This is a genomic window from Pseudomonas sp. NBRC 111140 (genome assembly GCF_001320885.1).
In the GTDB taxonomy this organism is placed as follows: domain Bacteria; phylum Pseudomonadota; class Gammaproteobacteria; order Pseudomonadales; family Pseudomonadaceae; genus Aquipseudomonas; species Aquipseudomonas putida_P.
In genome coordinates, this window is sequence record NZ_BCBQ01000025.1 from 1 (window position 1) to 17,327 (window position 17,327).

Consider the following 17,327-nt stretch of genomic DNA (forward strand, 5'->3'; position numbering starts at 1 on the left):
GTAACACCGGCAGCGCATAATAGCATCCACTACGGGACATCCGAATGAATCAAAAAAATAGCATTTCCGAATACACCGAGCTCGAATTCCTGGAGTTTATAAACTCCATTATGAACCCTCCTGATGACTTGAGCGAGCATGAGCTCGACGCAAGGATCATGAAATTCAAGTTATTAACCGAACACCCAAATGGTTCAGACCTCATATATTGGCCTGAAGCAGACGGACTGGACACACCGGAAGAAATTGTACGCATCATAAAAAAATGGCGCGCAGCCAACAACAAACCAGGCTTCAAAGCGGAGTAAGCCCAACACCCCGCTCACGCGGGGTGTCAATTCTCTAAATAAAAAAGCGCAAAGAGAAAATTCCTACACCCCAGTCAAAGAACTCGCACAAGATACTCAACTCCACCATGCATACTGAGCTGCGTTCGGACGATAGATTTCATCCCACTATCAACTGAGAAAATTGCTGAAATGGCCACCATTCTTCCAGAATACATAGCAAAAAAACTGTCAGGACAAGCATTCAAGAACTTCGACCACTTTTCCCGGTCCTTCTGGCTAGCCATTGCAGAAGACCCAATCTACAGCCAACAATTCATCCCCGCCCAACTCAACCGCCTCAAGAAAGGCTGGCCCCCTCGCGCGCCATTCCATGAAACGGCAAAGGGTCTGCGCTCCTATCAGATATGCCACCTGAACCCACCCGAGTGGGGTGGGCTGCTGTACGACGCTAAAAATCTAAGGATCATGAGCGCCATGCAATACACGCTTTCATCGGAGATGCCATGGTGATCAGCTTGAAGCACAGCCTGGCAGACTATTCATACAGTGAGTTCCGGTCGATTGTTGACGCGTTGATTCAGGCGACAGGCTCCCAGGACTGGCAGGACAGACTGCTGGAGCATTTTATCGAGCTGGTTGAGCACCCGGATGGTTCTGACCTGATCTATTGCACCGGGGGTAAGCCGGGAGACTGCGCCGAGCAGATCATGACCCGCATCGTGGCATGGAGGCAATCGAAGGGCCTTTCCGGGCTCAGGGATTTGCAATGAGCACATCCATCCGTGAATGAAATAACCGATCAAGTTCTCGACGCACTGAACAAGTATCCGGAGCTGCTGAAACAGCTCCCGGCAAACACGTTTTTACACAGGGTTCAACCTTGTCGCTACGACGCCAACCCCGTGAACTACCGCGCCGATTCCGATACCCGCTACGCCGACCCGTCCAAACGTGTTGGCGTTTACTACCTGGGTTGTTCCGCAGAGGTTGCCGTGGCCGAGTCGTTCCAGCCAGGCCAAGGTGTCGATGATCAACCGGTGCGTTTCTCGCAACTGCAACAGGCCTCGCTACACCTGCTAAAAGCGGCGCGCAAATTGTGCCTGGTGGACGTAGCTGCCCTGGCGAATCGGGCTACTCATCACAAAATCCGGGACATCGTTCAGGCCAAGGGTCAAGGCAAAGAAGGTTACGCCCTCACGCGTAAAATCAGCCAGGTGTGCATGAGCCAAGACCATGTTGATGGCCTGCTCTATCTGTCTGCGGTCTATACCGTCACCGGCGCCATGGAAGGTTGCAACATTGTATTATTCGAAGGTCGCTCAACCCAGATCCAAGCAATAAGCCATCAGCCTGTGAGCATTGCAGTGCTGCCGAACGGTGAAACGGTAGTAGAGTTTCTGTGCAGTCTGGGCGTAGCGCTGGAATAGCCGCAGAACCCAACTCTCCCTGGAAGATCTTCACTGTCCTGCTTCAAACGCGTTCACAAAATCGCGCTTGATGATGTCCATGGCCGCATCGTCATTCAGCAACTCAAAGCGTGGCACCACATTACGTGGTTCTCCAGGCTCGGAATAATCCATGTTGCCGACGAGGTGCTGAACCAGAAAATTCATCGCTTCGGTATCTGCCGGGTCCACCGCGAGCGACCAAAACAGTGTCTCTACAACCGGCCTGGGCTTGTTGTCGGCGAATTGAAACGACGGATAGAATTTCCTGCGATTGCCAGTATTGGTATAGGCGAGCAGCTTCCCCGCCTTTGTCTTCTGACTCAGGGCCTGTTTGGTAATCCCCAGAATTTCACAAGCGGCCTTGGCGTCCAGCAGTTCACAACGGCTGGCCACACGCTCGAATGCACGTGTTTTCATTCTGGCCATAGCCTCTTGGTTACGTGTTGCAATACTGCGCTTCGCTTCGATATCTACTTTGGCAAGCGCAGCAAAAGCCTTCTCGTCCGCAAGGCCAAGTGCTTTGAGCACCACTGCTTCCGAAGCGCGCGCAAGATGCTCTTCAAAGCGCTGCCGCAGCGCAGCTTTGGCAGCTTCAAGGTGCGCGAGTGCAGGCCGAATCGCTTCGTGGGTAGCGGTTGCCATCAGTTCTCCTCCAGCCTGAACAGGCTCCTTGCCTATCAAGGTAGGCTTCCACTTTCAGCCTGTCAACTTGTCAACCAGTCAATATGTAAATAAAGACTGACACTGCCGCGCAGCCCATCGCGACCGCGCAAGCCGGTTGGGACGGAAACAAAAAACCCCGCCGAAGCGGGGTTTTCCTTGCACGCTAGCGCTTAGATCGCGCCGCGCTGGCGCAGTACGTCCAGCACCAGTTTCACACCTTCGTCCACGCTAGTGGCCTGGGTGTCGATCACCAGGTCGGCGTCCAGCGGCACATCGAACGGGAAGCTTTCGCCCGGGATGTTTTCGCCACCGGCCGCGTACAGGCCTTGCGGATCACGCTCGCGGCACGCCAGCGGCGAGGCCTGGACGTAAACGGTCACCAGGCGCTCTTTGCCGATCAGCGCCTTGGCCTGTTCGCGGCCTTCGGCATCCGGGGCCACGAACGCAGCCAGGGTCAGCAGGCCGGCCTCGTTGAACTGGCGCGCCACATGGGCGGCGCGGCGCCAGTTTTCGGTGCGACCGGCGCGGTCTTGCGGCAGGCCCTTGTTCAGGTCGTGGCGCAGGTTCTGGCCATCGAGCACGTATACCGCACGGCCCATGTCGAACAGCTTGCGCTCCACGGCATAGGCCAGGGTGCTCTTGCCAGCGCCGGACAGGCCGCTGAACAGCACGGTGGCTGGCTGCTGGCCGAAGCGCAGGGCGCGCTCTTCGGTCGACACGTGGGCCTGCTTGCCATGCTGGCCGGTGCTGCCGTGTGGCAGAACGGGCGGAGCGATGATCATGCCGGCGCCAACGGTGCCGTTGGTCAAGCGGTCGATGACAATGAACGCACCGGTGGTGCGGTTGCTGTCGTAGCCGTCCAGGGCGATCGAGGCGTCCAGCGCAACTTTCACGCGGCCGATCTCGTTCAGTTGCAGTGCGCTGGCAGCGCCCTGCTCCAGGGTGTTCACATCGACCTTGTGGGTGATGCTGGCAATCGAGCCCGGCACATAGCTGGTGGCGCGCTTGATGTCGTACTTCTTGCCCGGGAGCATCGGCTCTTCGGCCATCCACACCAGCATGGCGTCGAACTGGTCGGTTACCGGCGGAACGTTGTCGGCATGTACCAGCAGGTCGCCACGGGAGATGTCGATCTCGTCTTCCATGGTCAGGGTCACGGCCTGGCCTGGACCTGCGTTCTCCAGCTCACCTTCGTAGGTGACAATGGACTTGACGCGGCTGCTCTTGCCCGACGGCAGCACGACGATTTCGTCGCCCTTGTGCACCACGCCGCTGGCGATGGTGCCGGCGAAGCCACGGAAGTTCAGGTTCGGGCGGTTCACGTACTGCACCGGGAAACGCAGGTCGGTGAAGTTGCGGTCGGCCGACACTTCGACGGTTTCGAGGATTTCCATCAGCGTCGGGCCGGCATACCACGGCGAACGCTCGCTGTGGTTGACCACGTTGTCACCCTTGAGCGCCGACATCGGCACGAAGTGCAGGCTGCTCGGGGTCAGGTTGATGGCTTCGGCGAACTGCAGGTAGTCGGCCTTGATCGACTCGAAGACGTCTTGGTCGAAGCCCTTGAGGTCCATCTTGTTGACCGCGACCACGATGTGCTTGATGCCCAGCAACGAGGCGATGTAGCTGTGGCGGCGGGTCTGGGTCTGCACGCCGTAGCGGGCATCGACCAGGATGATCGCCAGGTCGCAGGTGGATGCACCGGTGGCCATGTTGCGGGTGTACTGCTCGTGGCCCGGGGTGTCGGCAATGATGAACTTGCGCTTGGCGGTGGAGAAGTAGCGGTAGGCAACATCGATGGTGATGCCCTGCTCACGCTCGGCCTGCAGGCCGTCTACCAGCAGTGCCAGGTCGACTTCTTCGCCGGTGGTACCGACTTTTTTCGAATCACGGGTGATGGCCTCGAGGTGGTCCTCGTAGATCATCTTCGAATCGTGCAGCAGGCGCCCGATCAGGGTGCTCTTGCCGTCATCCACGTTGCCGCAGGTGAGGAAACGCAGCAGTTCTTTGCGCTCGTGCTGAGCCAGATAAGCGAGGATATCTTCGCTGATCAAATCGGATTGGTGCGACATGGAGTAACCCTGAAAATTAGAAGTAGCCCTGACGTTTTTTGTCTTCCATGGAACCGGCGCCATCGTGGTCGATGACTCGGCCCTGGCGCTCGGAAGTGCGCGTCAGGAGCATTTCCTGAATGATGTCGGTGAGCGTTTCGGCTTCCGACTCGACAGCGCCCGTCAGCGGGTAGCAGCCAAGGGTACGGAAACGCACCTTCTTCTTGACGATGCGGGCTTTCTCTTCCTCGGAGAGGTGCTCGAGAATGCGCTCGTCGTCGATCATGATCAGGGTGCCGTTCTTCTCGATGACTTCACGCTCGGCGGCGAAGTACAGCGGCACGATCGGGATGCCTTCGAGGTAGATGTACTGCCAGATGTCCAGCTCGGTCCAGTTCGACAGCGGGAAGACGCGGATCGACTCACCCTTGTTGACCTTGCCGTTGTACACGTTCCACAGCTCTGGGCGCTGGTTTTTCGGGTCCCAACGGTGCTTGCTGTCACGGAACGAATACACGCGTTCCTTGGCCCGCGACTTCTCTTCGTCGCGGCGCGCGCCACCGAAAGCGGCGTCGAAACCATGCTTGTCCAACGCCTGCTTCAGGCCCTGGGTCTTCATGATGTCGGTGTGCTTGGAGCTGCCATGGGTGAACGGGTTGATGCCCTGCGCCACACCCTCGGGGTTGACGTGGGTGATCAGTTCCAGGCCCATTTCCTCGACCATCTTGTCGCGGAAGCTGTACATCTCCTGGAATTTCCACTGGGTGTCGACGTGCATCACCGGGAACGGCAGCTTGCCCGGGAAGAAGGCCTTGCGCGCCAGGTGCAGCATCACGGCGGAATCCTTGCCGATCGAGTACAGCATCACCGGGTTGTCGAACTCGGCGGCCACCTCGCGGATGATATGGATGCTTTCCGCCTCCAGCTGTTTCAAGTGCGTCAGTTTGTCGACCATGGCTACTCACGAAAAACGATCTTATGGACGGCCTGCGGGCCGTGTTCGAGCGAGCCACTTTATCACAGCGGCTGCTTCTATTTAGGCGGCGGGCTAGATCGAAAAGGTCTAACGATATGACTGGGGGTTTGGCTGATATTGGGGCCGCGTTGCGGCCCTTTGGGAGCAGGCGAGCCCGCGCAGAGGGCAGCACTGATTTCAGATGGGATTCGGGCAATCGATGAACAGGTGCTCCACGGCAAACCGCCGCGCCAGGTAATCGCCCAGCGCCTGCACGCCATAGCGCTCGGTGGCATGGTGCCCGGCCGCAATGAAGCTGACCCCATTCTCGCGGGCACTGTGGTAAGTCTGCTCCGACGCCTCGCCTGTGAGGTACAGGTCCACCCCGGCCGCAATCGCCGTGTCGATGTAACCCTGCCCGCCACCGGTGCACCAGCCGACCCGACGGATCATCTCGTCGCCTTCGACCAGCAACGGCTCACGCCCCAGCACGTCCTGCACCCGCCTTGCAAAATCACGCGCGGTCACGGGCTCGGCCAGCGAACCGACCAACCCGACCACTTTGGGGTTCTCCGGGTCCAGCGGCCCTTCGACGGTGATGTCCAGTTGCCGCGCCAGTTGCACGTTGTTACCTACCTCCGGGTGCACGTCCAGCGGCAGGTGAAACGCCAGCAGGCTGATATCGTTGTTCAGCAAGGTTTTCAGGCGACGCTGGCGAATACCGGTGATGCATGGGTTTTCACCTTTCCAGAAGTAACCATGGTGCACCAGCACCAGGTCGGCCCCGGCCTCGACCGCTGCGTCCAGTAACGCCTGGCTGGCGGTAACGCCACTGACGATGCGGCTGACCTGTGGCCGGCCTTCGACCTGCAGGCCATTGGGGCAATAATCCTGGATCTTCGCGCTACCCAGGTAACGCTCGGCTTCTTCGACCAGGGTGTTTAGAGCGACGGCCATGAAAATCTCCTCGAAAACTGCGCTTTTCCCAGGCACAACGCCTAGCGAACGCCCGTATAATGCCGGCCATTATGGGCCGTCGCCGGCACTGGGGGAACCGGTGTATCATCGCGCGCGCTCATGCCCCACTGCGCGGCCGCTGGCCCCCGCTCTTTCCAGGATTCGTTCATGTTCAAGGCTTTGCGTTACTTTGGCTGGCCCCTGCTTACCGGCGTACTGATCGCCATGCTGATCATCCAGCGTTTCCCGGAATGGGTCGGCCTGCCCAGCCAGGACGTCAACCTGCAGCAAGCACCGCAGACCACGCGGATCATGCAAGGCCCGGTGTCGTACGCCGACGCCGTGACATTGGCCGCCCCGGCTGTGGTCAACCTGTACACCACCAAGGTGGTGAACAAAAGCGCTCACCCGCTCTTCGAAGACCCGCAGTTCCGCCGCTTTTTCGGCGACAACCTGCCCAAGCAGCGCCGCTGGGAATCAAGCCTGGGCTCGGCGGTGATCATGAGCCCCGAGGGCTACCTGCTGACCAACAACCACGTCACCAGCGGCGCCGACCAGATCGTCGTTGCGCTGAAGGATGGCCGCGAAACCTTGGCCCGCGTGATCGGCAGCGACCCGGAAACCGACCTGGCGGTGCTCAAGATCGACCTGAAGAATCTGCCGGCAATCACCATCGGCCGTTCCGACAACATCCATATCGGCGACGTGTCGCTGGCCATCGGCAACCCGTTTGGCGTCGGCCAGACCGTGACCATGGGCATCATCAGCGCCACCGGCCGAAACCAGCTGGGCCTGAACAACTACGAAGACTTCATCCAGACCGACGCGGCGATCAACCCCGGCAATTCGGGTGGCGCGCTGGTGGATGCCAATGGCAACCTGGTCGGCATCAACACGGCAATCTTTTCCAAGTCCGGAGGCTCGCAAGGCATCGGTTTTGCCATCCCGGTAAAACTGGCACTGGAGGTGATGAAGTCGATCGTCGAGCATGGCCAGGTGATTCGTGGCTGGCTGGGTATCGAAGTGCAGCCGCTGAGCCAGGAGCTGGCCGAGTCGTTCGGCATGAAGGACCGCCCAGGCATCGTGGTGGCGGGTATCTTCCGCGAAGGGCCGGCGGCCAAGGCCGGGCTGCAGCTGGGTGACGTGATCCTGAGCATCAACGGCGAGCCGGCCGGTGACGGGCGCAAGTCGATGAACCAGGTGGCGCGGATCAAGCCCAATGAGAAGATCACCATCGAGGTGATGCGCAATGGGCAGCAATTGAAGCTGGTTGCCGAGGTGGGGCTGCGGCCGCCGCCGGCGCCGGCTGCCAACCCGGAAGAGAAATAAAAATGGGGCCGCTTTGCGGCCCCAACTGCATCAGTGCAGGATCTGGCTGAGGAACAACTTGGTCCGATCACTGCGCGGCCGGTCGAAGAAGTCATCCGGCGCGGCTTGCTCCACAATCTCCCCCTTGTCCATGAAGATCACCCGGTTCGCCACAGTCCGGGCAAAGCCCATTTCGTGGGTTACGCAAAGCATGGTCATGCCATCCTCGGCCAGGCCCACCATGGTATCGAGCACTTCCTTGACCATTTCCGGGTCCAGCGCCGAGGTCGGTTCATCGAACAGCATGATCTTGGGTTTCATGCACAGCGCACGGGCAATCGCCACACGCTGCTGCTGGCCACCCGACAACTGCCCTGGGTACTTGTGCGCCTGCTCCGGAATACGCACCCGCTCCAGGTAATGCATGGCAATTTCCTCGGCCTTGCGCCGTGGCATCTTGCGCACCCACATCGGCGCCAGGGTGCAGTTTTCCAGAATGCTCAGGTGCGGGAACAGGTTGAAGTGCTGGAACACCATGCCCACTTCACGGCGGATAGCCTCGATCTGCTTGAGGTCGTTGGTCAGCTCCACCCCGTCGACCACGATACGCCCCTGCTGATGCTCTTCCAGGCGGTTGAGGCAGCGGATGGTGGTGGACTTGCCCGAGCCGGACGGCCCGCACAGCACGATGCGCTCGCCCTGGCGCACATTCAGGTTGATGTCCTTGAGCACATGGAACTGGCCGTACCACTTGTTCACACCCTGCATCTGGATGATGCCTTCGGGGCCAGCAGGCTGCTTGATCGCTTCACTCATTTCGAAACTCCTAACGCTTGTGGCCAGTGTCCAGCTTGCGCTCCAGATGCATGGAGTAGCGGGACATACCGAAACAGAAAACCCAGAACACCAGGGCGGCGAACACATAGCCCTCGGTGGCCATGCCCAGCCAGGCCGGGTCGGCGGCGGCTTGCTTGACGCTGTTCAGCAGGTCGAACAGGCCGATGATGATCACCAGGCTGGTGTCCTTGAACAGGGCGATGAAGGTGTTGACGATGCCGGGGATCACCAGCTTGAGTGCCTGCGGCAGGATCACCAGGCCCATCGAGCGCCAGTAGCCCAGGCCCATGGCCGCAGCGGCTTCGTACTGGCCCTTGGGGATGGCCTGCAGGCCACCGCGCACCACCTCGGCGATGTACGCCGACTGGAACAGGATCACGCCGATCATCGCCCGCAGCAGCTTGTCGAAGCTCATGCCTTCAGGCAGGAACAACGGCAGCATCACCGAGGACATGAACAGCACGGTGATCAGCGGTACGCCGCGCCAGAACTCGATGAAGGTCACGCACACCACCTTCACGGCTGGCATCCGCGAACGCCGGCCCAGGGCCAGCAGGATGCCCAGCGGCAAGGCACCGACGATACCCACGGTGGCGATCACCAGGGTCAGCATCAGCCCGCCCCATTGGCTGGTCGGCACGCTATCCAGGCCCAGGTAGCCCCCGTGCAGCAGGGTGTAGGCCAAAACCGGGTACAGCACCAGGAAGCCCAGGCCATAGAAGGCCTTGCGCGGGAAGCGCTTGATGAACAGCGGCGCGGCACCGAGCACGGCAAGCCACACGGTCAGGTCCACGCGCCAGCGCAGCTCCGCCGGGTAGTAGCCGTACATGAACTGGCCGAAGCGCTGCTGCACGAACACCCAGCAGGCGCCCTCCTTGGTGCAGTCGGCGCGGGTGGTGCCGACCCAGTTGGCGTCGATCAACGCCCACTGCAGCAACGGCGGCACGATCAGCCACACCAGGTACAGGGCAAACAGGGTCAACAACGTGTTGAGCCAGCTGGAGAACAGATTGGCACGCATCCATGCGAGCACGCCGACGGTTTTCACCGGTGGCGGCATATCGGGTTTGAAAACATGGGCATTCACGGGCGTATCCTCACCGCTCGATCAGCGCAATGCGCTTGTTGTACCAGTTCATCAGCAGCGAAATGCTGATGCTGATGGCGAGATAGACACTCATGGTGATGGCGATCACCTCGATGGCCTGGCCGGTCTGGTTGAGCACGGTACCGGCGAACAGCGAGACCATTTCCGGGTAGCCGATACCGGCCGCCAGCGACGAGTTCTTCGCAAGGTTCAGGTACTGGCTGGTCAGCGGCGGAATGATCACCCGCAGTGCCTGGGGGATGATCACCTTGCGCAGGGTCGGGCCCTCGCGCAGGCCCAGCGAACGGGCGGCCTCGGTCTGGCCATGGCTGACCGAACGGATGCCGGAACGCACGATTTCAGCGATGAAAGCTGCCGTATAAATAGTCAGCGCCAAGGTCAGCGCCAGCAGTTCGGGGATCAATACCCAGCCACCGACGAAGTTGAAGCCCTTCAGCTGCGGTACTTCCCAGGTCACCGGGCTGCCGAACAACAGCACGCTCAAGCCCGGGATGGCGATCAACAGCGCCAGCCCTGCCCAGAACTTGTGGAACGGCACGCCAGTCTCGTCAAAGCGTTTGTTGGCCATGCGCACCATCACGGCAATGGCCGCGATTGCCACCACCACGGCCACTGCAAACGGCCAGAAACCATCGGCCATGGAGGCGCCCGGCATGTTCAGGCCACGGTTGCTGATGAAGAACATATCGTCGATGTTGATGCTGCCCCGTGGGCCTGGCAGGGTCAGGAACACGGCGAAATACCAGAACAGGATCTGCAACAGCGGCGGGATATTGCGGAAGGTTTCCACATACACGGTCGCCAGCTTGTTGATCATCCAGTTTGGCGACAGCCGCGCCACACCGATGATGAAGCCCAGGATCGTCGCCAGGATGACACCGATGAAGGTCACCAGCAGGGTATTGAGCAGGCCGATGACGAACACCCGCGCATAGCTGTCGGATTCCACGTAGGGGATCAGGTGCTGGGCGATGCCGAAGCCGGCACTGCGGTCCAGAAAGTCGAAGCCCGACGTGATGCCTCGGTGCTGCAGGTTGGTTTGCGTGTTGTGGAACAGGTACCAGCCCAGACCGACCACGAAGACGATCGTGAGAATCTGGAACAGCCACGCGCGCACACGCGGATCGTTAAGGGACAAGCCCTTGGGTGCGCCGATTTGATTTTGCATGAAGTGCCCCGGACAGTAGGGATTCGAACAGCCTGCGGCGGCGGGATGCCGCCGCAGGGTGCAACCATCAGCGCACAGGTGGCGCGTACTGGATGCCGCCGTTGTTCCACAGGGCGTTCATGCCACGGTCGATCTTCAGGTCGGTGCTCTGGCCCAGGTTCTTCTCGAACACTTCGCCGTAGTTGCCGACTTGCTTGACGATCTGCACTACCCAGTCTTTGGGCAGTTTGAGGTCCTTGCCGTACTCGCCATCCCCACCCAGCAGGCGGGCGACGTCCGGGTTCTTGGTGGCCTTGGCCTCAGCTTCGACGTTCTTCGAGGTGATGCCCGCCTCTTCGGCGTTGAGCATGGCGAACAGGGTCCATTTGACGATGCTGAACCACTCCTCGTCGCCCTTGCGCACTACCGGGCCCAATGGCTCCTTGGAGATGGTTTCCGGCAGCACCACGTAGTCGGTCGGTGCGGCCAGCTTGGAGCGCTGGGCGAACAGCTGCGACTTGTCCGAAGTCAGCACGTCGCAACGGCCGGACTCCAGCGACTTGGCGCTTTCGTCGGACGTGTCGAAGGTGATCGGGGTGTACTTCAGGTTATTGGCGCGGAAGAAGTCCGATACGTTCAGCTCGGTGGTGGTACCGGCCTGGATGCAGATGGTCGCGCCATCGAGCTCCTTGGCGCTGGAAACACCCAGCTTCTTGTTGACCAGGAAGCCGACGCCGTCATAGTAGGTGACACCGGCGAACACCAGGCCCATGCCCGCATCGCGCGAGCTGGTCCAGGTGGTGTTGCGCGACAGCACGTCGACTTCGCCCGATTGCAGGGCGGTGAAGCGTTCCTTGGCGTTGAGCTGGCTGAACTTGACCTTGGTGGCATCGCCAAACACGGCGGCGGCCACGGCACGGCAGACATCGGCGTCGATACCGACGATCTTGCCCTGTGCATCAGGTACCGAGAAGCCTGGAAGACCGTCGCTCACGCCACACTGGACGAAGCCCTTTTTCTTTACCGCATCGAGGGTGGCGCCGGCCTGGGCATTGCTCACGGCGCCCAGCGCGGCGGCAGCGGTCAGGACTGCCAGGGTGGTTTTCAACATCTTCATTCACAACCTCCAAATCGCTCTTGTTGTATCGAGCCGGAATTGCACCGCACCCTTTTGAGGCGTATCCGACCCGTATTGGCTTGTTATTGGGTCAATTGGCGCAATGGACTGTTCTGTGACAGCCTTCGCGTGCAAAGGGTGTTACCGTCACGGCTTGCCCTTTGCATCACAGGTTGAATTGCAAAGGGCGTACCAGATTCTTTGGCTGTAGCGTTTAAGCGCTCGTCAAGTAGGGAAAGTTGTATCGTTGCGACATTCTTTTTCCGACAATCATTTCCCGTGCCTTCTTTTCACGCACGCCATAACAAGACACGCACATTTTCGGAGCAGTCATGACCAACCCGCTGATTCTCGAACCACAGAAAACCGCTGACGCCTGTGTGATCTGGTTGCACGGTCTGGGGGCCGATCGTTACGACTTCCTACCTGTGGCCGAATTCATGCAGGAGCGCCTGCTCAGCACCCGCTTCATCATGCCCCAGGCGCCAACCCGCCCCGTGACCATCAACGGCGGCTACGCCATGCCCAGCTGGTACGACATCAAGGCCATGACCCCAGCCCGCGCCATCGACGAAGCTCAGCTGGAGGAGTCGGCCGAGCAAGTGGTTGCCCTGATCAAGGCCGAGCAGGCCAAAGGCATCAACCTGTCGCGGATCTTCCTGGCCGGTTTCTCCCAGGGTGGTGCGGTGGTGCTGCACACTGCCTATATAAAGTGGCAAGAAGCACTGGGCGGGGTGATCGCCCTGTCCACCTACGCCCCCACCTTCAACGACCAGCACCAGTTGAGTGCCTGCCAGCAACGCACCCCGGCCCTGTGCCTGCATGGGGTGCACGACCCGGTAGTGATCCCGTCCATGGGCCGCACCGCCTTCGAGTACCTGAACACCTGGGGCGTCGCCGCCCGCTGGCACGAGTACCCGATGGAGCACGAAGTGGTAGTCGAAGAGCTGAACGACATTCACGAATGGCTGGCCAAGCAACTGCAATAAGCCGCGACCGCCTGTAGTTGTAGGGCTATTCCACTACGCCGCGCCCGAATCTTGCATTACACTGCCCGGCGTACATTCCTTAACCAGTTGATGAGACGATCGTGCTCAAGGCACTCAAGAAAATATTCGGCAAGGGAGACGCCGCGCCACAGGCCGTCGCTCCTGCTGCCAGCGTGACGCCACCGGCGCCCACGCCCGCCAGCGAGCCCCGGCCCGCAGCCAAACCGGCCGCCCCGCGCGCCAACCCCACCCCCAAGGCTGAGCGGCCTGCCGCCGTTACGCCAGCGCCAGCAGCCGAGAAGCCGGCCAAGGACAAACCGCGTCGCGAGCGCAAGCCCAAACCGCAGGCCAGCCTATGGAAGCCCGAAGACTTCGTGGTCGAGCCGCAGGAAGGCAAAACCCGTTTCCACGACTTCAAGCTGTCCAACGAGCTGATGCACGCCATCCACGACCTGGGCTTCCCATACTGCACGCCGATTCAGGCGCAGGTACTGGGTTACACCCTGCGTGGCCAGGACGCCATCGGCCGGGCCCAGACCGGTACCGGCAAGACCGCCGCATTCCTGATCTCGATCATTTCCCAGTTGCAGCAAACGCCCCCGCCCAAGGAACGCTACATGGGCGAACCGCGCGCGCTGATCATCGCCCCCACCCGCGAGCTGGTGGTGCAGATTGCCAAGGACGCCGCAGCCCTGACCAAGTACACCGGCCTGAACGTGATGAGCTTCGTCGGTGGCATGGACTTCGACAAGCAGCTCAAGGCCCTGGAAGCGCGCCACTGCGATATCCTGGTGGCCACCCCGGGCCGCCTGCTGGACTTCAATCAGCGCGGCGAGGTGCACCTGGACATGGTCGAGGTGATGGTGCTGGACGAAGCCGACCGCATGCTCGACATGGGCTTCATCCCCCAGGTTCGCCAGATCATTCGCCAGACGCCGCCGAAGAGCGAGCGCCAGACCCTGCTGTTCTCCGCCACCTTCACCGACGACGTGATGAACCTGGCCAAGCAGTGGACCACCAACCCGGCCATCGTCGAGATCGAACCGGAAAACGTCGCCAGCGAAACGGTCGAGCAGCATGTGTATGCCGTGGCCGGCAGCGACAAGTACAAGCTGCTGTACAACCTGGTGACCCAGAACAAGTGGGAACGGGTAATGGTGTTCGCCAACCGCAAGGACGAAGTGCGGCGTATCGAAGAAAAGCTGGTGCGTGACGGCATCAATGCCGCCCAGCTGTCGGGCGACGTGCCGCAACACAAGCGCATCCGTACCCTGGAGAGCTTCCGTGAAGGGCGCATCACCGTGCTGGTGGCGACCGACGTGGCGGGGCGTGGTATTCACATCGATGGTATCAGCCATGTGATCAACTTCACCCTGCCGGAAGACCCGGACGACTACGTGCACCGCATTGGCCGAACTGGCCGTGCGGGGAGCAGTGGTGTGTCGATCAGCTTTGCCGGTGAGGATGATTCCTACCAGTTGCCGGCGATCGAAGAACTGCTGGGGCGCAAGATCAAGTGTGAAATGCCGCCGGATGAGCTGTTGAAGCCGGTGCCGCGCAAGCACCACTGATTACCCGAAATGCTAACGCCGTCCCTGTAGGAGCGGCCTTGTGTCGCGAAAGGGCCGCGCAGCGGCCCCAAAGATTTCATCTTTAATGCAGCTATTGCCGGGGCCGCTTTGCGGCCCTTTCGCGACACAAGGCCGCTCCTACAGGGAATCGGTGCAACCTTGACTACCAGCGCCCCGCCGCATCCTGGTCACTCTGCTTCCCTTCCACCCACCGCGGCCCTTCCTCGGTATTCTCCTTCTTCCAGAACGGCGCCCGGGTCTTCAGGTAGTCCATGATGAAGTTGCAGGCGTCGAACGCTGCCTGCCGATGGGCACTGGCCACACCGACGAACACGATCGGCTCACCCGGCTCCAGCGCACCGATGCGGTGCAGCACTTCCACCTTCAGCAGTGGCCAGCGCTGCTCGGCCTCGACCACGATCTTGGCCAAGGCCTTTTCGGTCATGCCGGGATAGTGTTCGAGGAACATCCCCGCCACTTCGCGGCCATCGTTGAAATCCCGCACATAGCCGACAAAGCCGACCACCGCCCCTACGCCGACGTTGGCCGCATGCATGGCATTGACCTCAGTCCCCGGGTCGAACGCGCCTTCCTGCACTCGCACTGCCATGGTCAGCCTCCGGTCACCGGCGGGAAGAATGCCACTTCATCACCCTCTTCCAGTGGCTCATCCAGCTTGCACAGCTCTTCGTTGCGCGCGCACATCAGGTTCTGCTCGGCCAGCACTTCGTACTGCCCGCCCTTGGCCACCAACGCCTGGCGCACATCGTCGAGCACCTTGAACGCCCCCTCCACACGTTCGGCATCCACGCCCAACAGCTCGCGGTAACGGGCGAAGTACATCACCTTGATCTTCATTACGCCTGCACCTTGTAGTGACCGCTCTTGCCGCCGAGCTTTTCCAGCAGGCGCACTTGCTCGATGACCATGCCCTTGTCCACCGCCTTGCACATGTCATAGATCGTCAGCGCCGCCACACTGGCTGCGGTCAGCGCTTCCATCTCCACACCGGTCTGCCCGGCCAGCTTGCAACGGGCGACGATACGCACAGTGTCCTGGCCCTCGGCACTGAGTTCGACCTTGACGCTAGTCAGCATCAATGGGTGGCACAGCGGGATCAGGTCGCTGGTCTTCTTCGCCGCCTGGATCCCGGCAATGCGCGCCACGGCGAACACGTCGCCTTTGGGGTGTTCACCGTCGACGATCATCTGCAACGTCTGCGGCAACATGCGCACCCGCGCCTCGGCGGTGGCCTCGCGCTCGGTCACGGCCTTTTCAGTGACGTCGACCATGTTGGCCCGCCCCTGGGAATCAAGATGTGTCAGCACTGCTCTGCTCCTGTGAAGGGAACAGCCAGTGTAAACCCGTGGGTCAGGTTTGAGCAGAGGGTTTGACCGCGAAGAGGCCGGGCGGCGAACCGCCCGGCGGCAAGGGTTACAGATGCGACTCGGCGTACTCGGCCAGCACCGAGCGTGGCACGCCCTGCAGGGTGATGTGCACGCCGTGGGGGAAGTCCTTGAAACGCTCGGTCAGGTAGGTCAGGCCCGAGCTGGTCGCGGACAGGTAGGGGGTGTCGATCTGCGCCAGGTTGCCCAGGCAGACCACCTTGGAACCGGAGCCGGCACGGGTAATGATGGTTTTCATCTGGTGCGGCGTCAGGTTCTGGCACTCGTCGATCAGGATCAGGCTTTGCTGGAAGCTGCGGCCACGGATGTAGTTCAGCGACTTGAACTGCAACGGCACGCGTTCGAGGATGTACTCGACGCTGCCATGGGTACTTTCGTCATCCATGTGCAAGGCTTCGAGGTTGTCGGTGATGGCGCCCAGCCACGGCTCCATTTTCTCCGCTTCGGTACCCGGCAGGAAGCCGATCTCCTGGTCCAGCCCCTGCACGCTGCGGGTGGCGATGATGCGCCGGTAGCGCTTGCTGACCATGGTCTGCTCGATGGCCGCAGCCAGGGCCAGGATGGTCTTGCCGGAGCCTGCGGCGCCGGTCAGGTTGACCAGGTGGATATCCGGGTCGAGCAAGGCGAACAGCGCCAGGCTTTGGTGGATGTCGCGTGGTTTCAGGCCCCAGGCTTCCTGGTGCAGCAGCGGTTCCTGGTGCAAGTCGAGCAGCAGCAGTTCGTCGTTGCGGATGCCCTTGATCCAGCCGACGAAGCCCTGCTCATCGATGATGAACTCGTTGATATGCACGGCTGGCAAGTTGTCGATCATCTGCACCCGATGCCAGGTACGGCCACGCTCCTGGCGGGTATCGACCTTGCTGACGCGGTCCCAGAACGAGCCGGTGACCGAGTGGTAACCCTTGGACAGCAAGGACACGTCATCGACCAACTGGTCGGTGCTGTAGTCCTCGGCCGCAATGCCACAGGCGCGCGCCTTCAGGCGCATGTTGATGTCTTTGGTGACCAGCACCACGTCCAAGTCGGTGCGCCGGCTGCGTACGTCGAGCAGGGTGTTGATGATGATGTTGTCGTTGAGGTTTTCCGGCAGCAACTTGCTGGGCTCGTTGCGCGGGCTCATCAGGATCGACAGGAAGCCCTTGGGCCCGCTTTTGTTGCGCTGGATCGGCACGCCCTGCTCGACATCGCTGGGCGAAGCGTCACCAAGGGTCTGGTCGATCAGGCGGATGGCCTGCCGGCATTCGGCGGCGATGGTCTGTTTACCGGTCTTGAGCTTGTCGAGTTCCTCCAGCACCGTCATCGGAATGGCGACATGGTGCTCCTCGAAGTTCAGTAACGCGTTGGGGTCGTGAATCAGGACGTTGGTATCGAGCACATAGAGGATTGGCTTGCTGGAGGAAGGGTTGCGTCCTTGGTCATCCATACTCGGTCACCTTATGTCGAAGCCATACGGCGCGGTCTGTTGCGCCGCAAAGTGACT

At 60.8% G+C, this 17,327-nt stretch carries 19 protein-coding genes; 7 read left to right on the forward strand and 12 right to left on the reverse strand.

The window, feature by feature from the left end; translation table 11 throughout:
- Positions 1-44: 44 nt before the first annotated feature.
- The 4 genes from APH42_RS10575 (at position 45) to APH42_RS10590 (ending at position 1,717) form a co-directional block, all read left to right on the forward strand.
- Positions 45-308, forward strand: a complete 264-nt coding sequence (locus APH42_RS10575; RefSeq protein ID WP_060493254.1) for a bacteriocin immunity protein — start codon at positions 45-47, stop codon at positions 306-308.
- A 171-nt stretch (positions 309-479) separates the two neighbouring features.
- The gene (locus APH42_RS10580) at positions 480-800 is read left to right on the forward strand and encodes an S-type pyocin (protein ID WP_060493255.1); all 321 of its coding nucleotides are present in this window, start codon (positions 480-482) and stop codon (positions 798-800) included.
- Positions 794-1,060 carry a bacteriocin immunity protein gene (locus APH42_RS10585; protein ID WP_060493256.1) on the forward strand — a complete coding sequence of 89 codons (267 nt, stop codon included), beginning with the start codon at positions 794-796 and terminating at the stop codon, positions 1,058-1,060. Before APH42_RS10580 ends, APH42_RS10585 begins: the two co-directional genes overlap by 7 nt.
- Before the next feature lie 12 nt (positions 1,061-1,072).
- Positions 1,073-1,717: an RES family NAD+ phosphorylase gene (locus APH42_RS10590; RefSeq protein ID WP_043197996.1), complete on the forward strand. Its 645-nt coding sequence runs from the start codon at positions 1,073-1,075 to the stop codon at positions 1,715-1,717.
- A 30-nt stretch (positions 1,718-1,747) separates the two neighbouring features.
- Here APH42_RS10590 and APH42_RS10595 read toward each other — a convergent pair whose 3' ends face one another.
- The 4 genes from APH42_RS10595 to APH42_RS10610 form a co-directional block, all read right to left on the reverse strand.
- Complete coding sequence (locus tag APH42_RS10595) at positions 1,748-2,380, reverse strand: hypothetical protein (protein ID WP_176729451.1); 633 nt, start codon at positions 2,378-2,380, stop codon at positions 1,748-1,750.
- 191 nt (positions 2,381-2,571) lie between these two features.
- Entirely contained in the window at positions 2,572-4,473 is a 1,902-nt protein-coding gene (gene cysN, locus APH42_RS10600) for a sulfate adenylyltransferase subunit CysN (RefSeq protein ID WP_060493257.1), read from the reverse strand.
- Positions 4,474-4,489: 16 nt separating this feature from the next.
- Entirely contained in the window at positions 4,490-5,407 is a 918-nt protein-coding gene (cysD, locus tag APH42_RS10605; RefSeq protein ID WP_003251799.1) for a sulfate adenylyltransferase subunit CysD, read from the reverse strand.
- 198 nt (positions 5,408-5,605) lie between these two features.
- The gene (locus APH42_RS10610) at positions 5,606-6,364 is read right to left on the reverse strand and encodes a Nif3-like dinuclear metal center hexameric protein (RefSeq protein WP_012274087.1); all 759 of its coding nucleotides are present in this window, start codon (positions 6,362-6,364) and stop codon (positions 5,606-5,608) included.
- 168 nt (positions 6,365-6,532) lie between these two features.
- Here APH42_RS10610 and algW point away from each other — a divergent pair, with 168 nt between their 5' ends.
- On the forward strand, positions 6,533-7,693 hold the full coding sequence (gene algW / locus APH42_RS10615) for a Do family serine endopeptidase AlgW (RefSeq protein WP_012274088.1): 1,161 nt from the start codon (positions 6,533-6,535) through the stop codon (positions 7,691-7,693).
- Between the two features lie 30 nt (positions 7,694-7,723).
- On the opposite strand, the gene APH42_RS10620 is transcribed toward algW, so the two are convergent.
- The 4 genes from APH42_RS10620 to APH42_RS10635 form a co-directional block, all read right to left on the reverse strand.
- Positions 7,724-8,488 (reverse strand): amino acid ABC transporter ATP-binding protein, encoded by a 765-nt coding sequence (locus tag APH42_RS10620; RefSeq protein WP_003251792.1) that lies wholly within the window; start codon positions 8,486-8,488, stop codon positions 7,724-7,726.
- Between the two features lie 10 nt (positions 8,489-8,498).
- The gene (locus tag APH42_RS10625) at positions 8,499-9,596 is read right to left on the reverse strand and encodes an amino acid ABC transporter permease (protein ID WP_012274089.1); all 1,098 of its coding nucleotides are present in this window, start codon (positions 9,594-9,596) and stop codon (positions 8,499-8,501) included.
- Positions 9,597-9,606: 10 nt separating this feature from the next.
- Positions 9,607-10,785, reverse strand: a complete 1,179-nt coding sequence (locus APH42_RS10630) for an amino acid ABC transporter permease (RefSeq protein ID WP_012274090.1) — start codon at positions 10,783-10,785, stop codon at positions 9,607-9,609.
- A gap of 67 nt (positions 10,786-10,852) precedes the next feature.
- Entirely contained in the window at positions 10,853-11,881 is a 1,029-nt protein-coding gene (locus APH42_RS10635; RefSeq protein ID WP_012274091.1) for an amino acid ABC transporter substrate-binding protein, read from the reverse strand.
- A gap of 332 nt (positions 11,882-12,213) precedes the next feature.
- Here APH42_RS10635 and APH42_RS10640 point away from each other — a divergent pair, with 332 nt between their 5' ends.
- Entirely contained in the window at positions 12,214-12,870 is a 657-nt protein-coding gene (locus APH42_RS10640; RefSeq protein WP_012274092.1) for an alpha/beta hydrolase, read from the forward strand.
- A 101-nt stretch (positions 12,871-12,971) separates the two neighbouring features.
- Positions 12,972-14,441, forward strand: coding sequence for an ATP-dependent RNA helicase RhlB (gene rhlB, locus APH42_RS10645; RefSeq protein WP_012274093.1), 1,470 nt, complete (start codon positions 12,972-12,974; stop codon positions 14,439-14,441).
- Positions 14,442-14,604: 163 nt separating this feature from the next.
- Here rhlB and moaE read toward each other — a convergent pair whose 3' ends face one another.
- From moaE to APH42_RS10665, 4 genes are all read right to left on the reverse strand, one after another.
- Positions 14,605-15,051: a molybdopterin synthase catalytic subunit MoaE gene (gene moaE, locus APH42_RS10650; RefSeq protein ID WP_060493258.1), complete on the reverse strand. Its 447-nt coding sequence runs from the start codon at positions 15,049-15,051 to the stop codon at positions 14,605-14,607.
- Positions 15,052-15,053: 2 nt separating this feature from the next.
- A complete protein-coding gene (gene moaD, locus APH42_RS10655) occupies positions 15,054-15,299 on the reverse strand; it encodes a molybdopterin converting factor subunit 1 (protein ID WP_060493259.1) in 246 nt (81 codons plus the stop codon).
- A complete protein-coding gene (moaC, locus tag APH42_RS10660) occupies positions 15,299-15,769 on the reverse strand; it encodes a cyclic pyranopterin monophosphate synthase MoaC (RefSeq protein WP_012274096.1) in 471 nt (156 codons plus the stop codon). Before moaC ends, moaD begins: the two co-directional genes overlap by 1 nt.
- A 106-nt stretch (positions 15,770-15,875) precedes the next feature.
- On the reverse strand, positions 15,876-17,270 hold the full coding sequence (locus APH42_RS10665) for a PhoH family protein (protein WP_012274097.1): 1,395 nt from the start codon (positions 17,268-17,270) through the stop codon (positions 15,876-15,878).
- Positions 17,271-17,327 lie beyond the last annotated feature (57 nt).

Coding starts and splice junctions, on each gene's coding strand:
- moaE (WP_060493258.1), bottom strand. CDS start 15,051: ATGGCAGTGCGAGTGCAGGAAGGCGCGTTCGACCCGGGGACTGAGGTC.
- APH42_RS10640 (WP_012274092.1), top strand. CDS start 12,214: ATGACCAACCCGCTGATTCTCGAACCACAGAAAACCGCTGACGCCTGT.
- cysN (WP_060493257.1), bottom strand. CDS start 4,473: ATGTCGCACCAATCCGATTTGATCAGCGAAGATATCCTCGCTTATCTG.
- moaD (WP_060493259.1), bottom strand. CDS start 15,299: ATGAAGATCAAGGTGATGTACTTCGCCCGTTACCGCGAGCTGTTGGGC.
- APH42_RS10620 (WP_003251792.1), bottom strand. CDS start 8,488: ATGAGTGAAGCGATCAAGCAGCCTGCTGGCCCCGAAGGCATCATCCAG.
- APH42_RS10575 (WP_060493254.1), top strand. CDS start 45: ATGAATCAAAAAAATAGCATTTCCGAATACACCGAGCTCGAATTCCTG.
- APH42_RS10610 (WP_012274087.1), bottom strand. CDS start 6,364: ATGGCCGTCGCTCTAAACACCCTGGTCGAAGAAGCCGAGCGTTACCTG.
- APH42_RS10595 (WP_176729451.1), bottom strand. CDS start 2,380: ATGGCAACCGCTACCCACGAAGCGATTCGGCCTGCACTCGCGCACCTT.
- APH42_RS10635 (WP_012274091.1), bottom strand. CDS start 11,881: ATGAAGATGTTGAAAACCACCCTGGCAGTCCTGACCGCTGCCGCCGCG.
- APH42_RS10665 (WP_012274097.1), bottom strand. CDS start 17,270: ATGGATGACCAAGGACGCAACCCTTCCTCCAGCAAGCCAATCCTCTAT.
- algW (WP_012274088.1), top strand. CDS start 6,533: ATGTTCAAGGCTTTGCGTTACTTTGGCTGGCCCCTGCTTACCGGCGTA.
- cysD (WP_003251799.1), bottom strand. CDS start 5,407: ATGGTCGACAAACTGACGCACTTGAAACAGCTGGAGGCGGAAAGCATC.
- APH42_RS10580 (WP_060493255.1), top strand. CDS start 480: ATGGCCACCATTCTTCCAGAATACATAGCAAAAAAACTGTCAGGACAA.
- APH42_RS10585 (WP_060493256.1), top strand. CDS start 794: ATGGTGATCAGCTTGAAGCACAGCCTGGCAGACTATTCATACAGTGAG.
- APH42_RS10630 (WP_012274090.1), bottom strand. CDS start 10,785: ATGCAAAATCAAATCGGCGCACCCAAGGGCTTGTCCCTTAACGATCCG.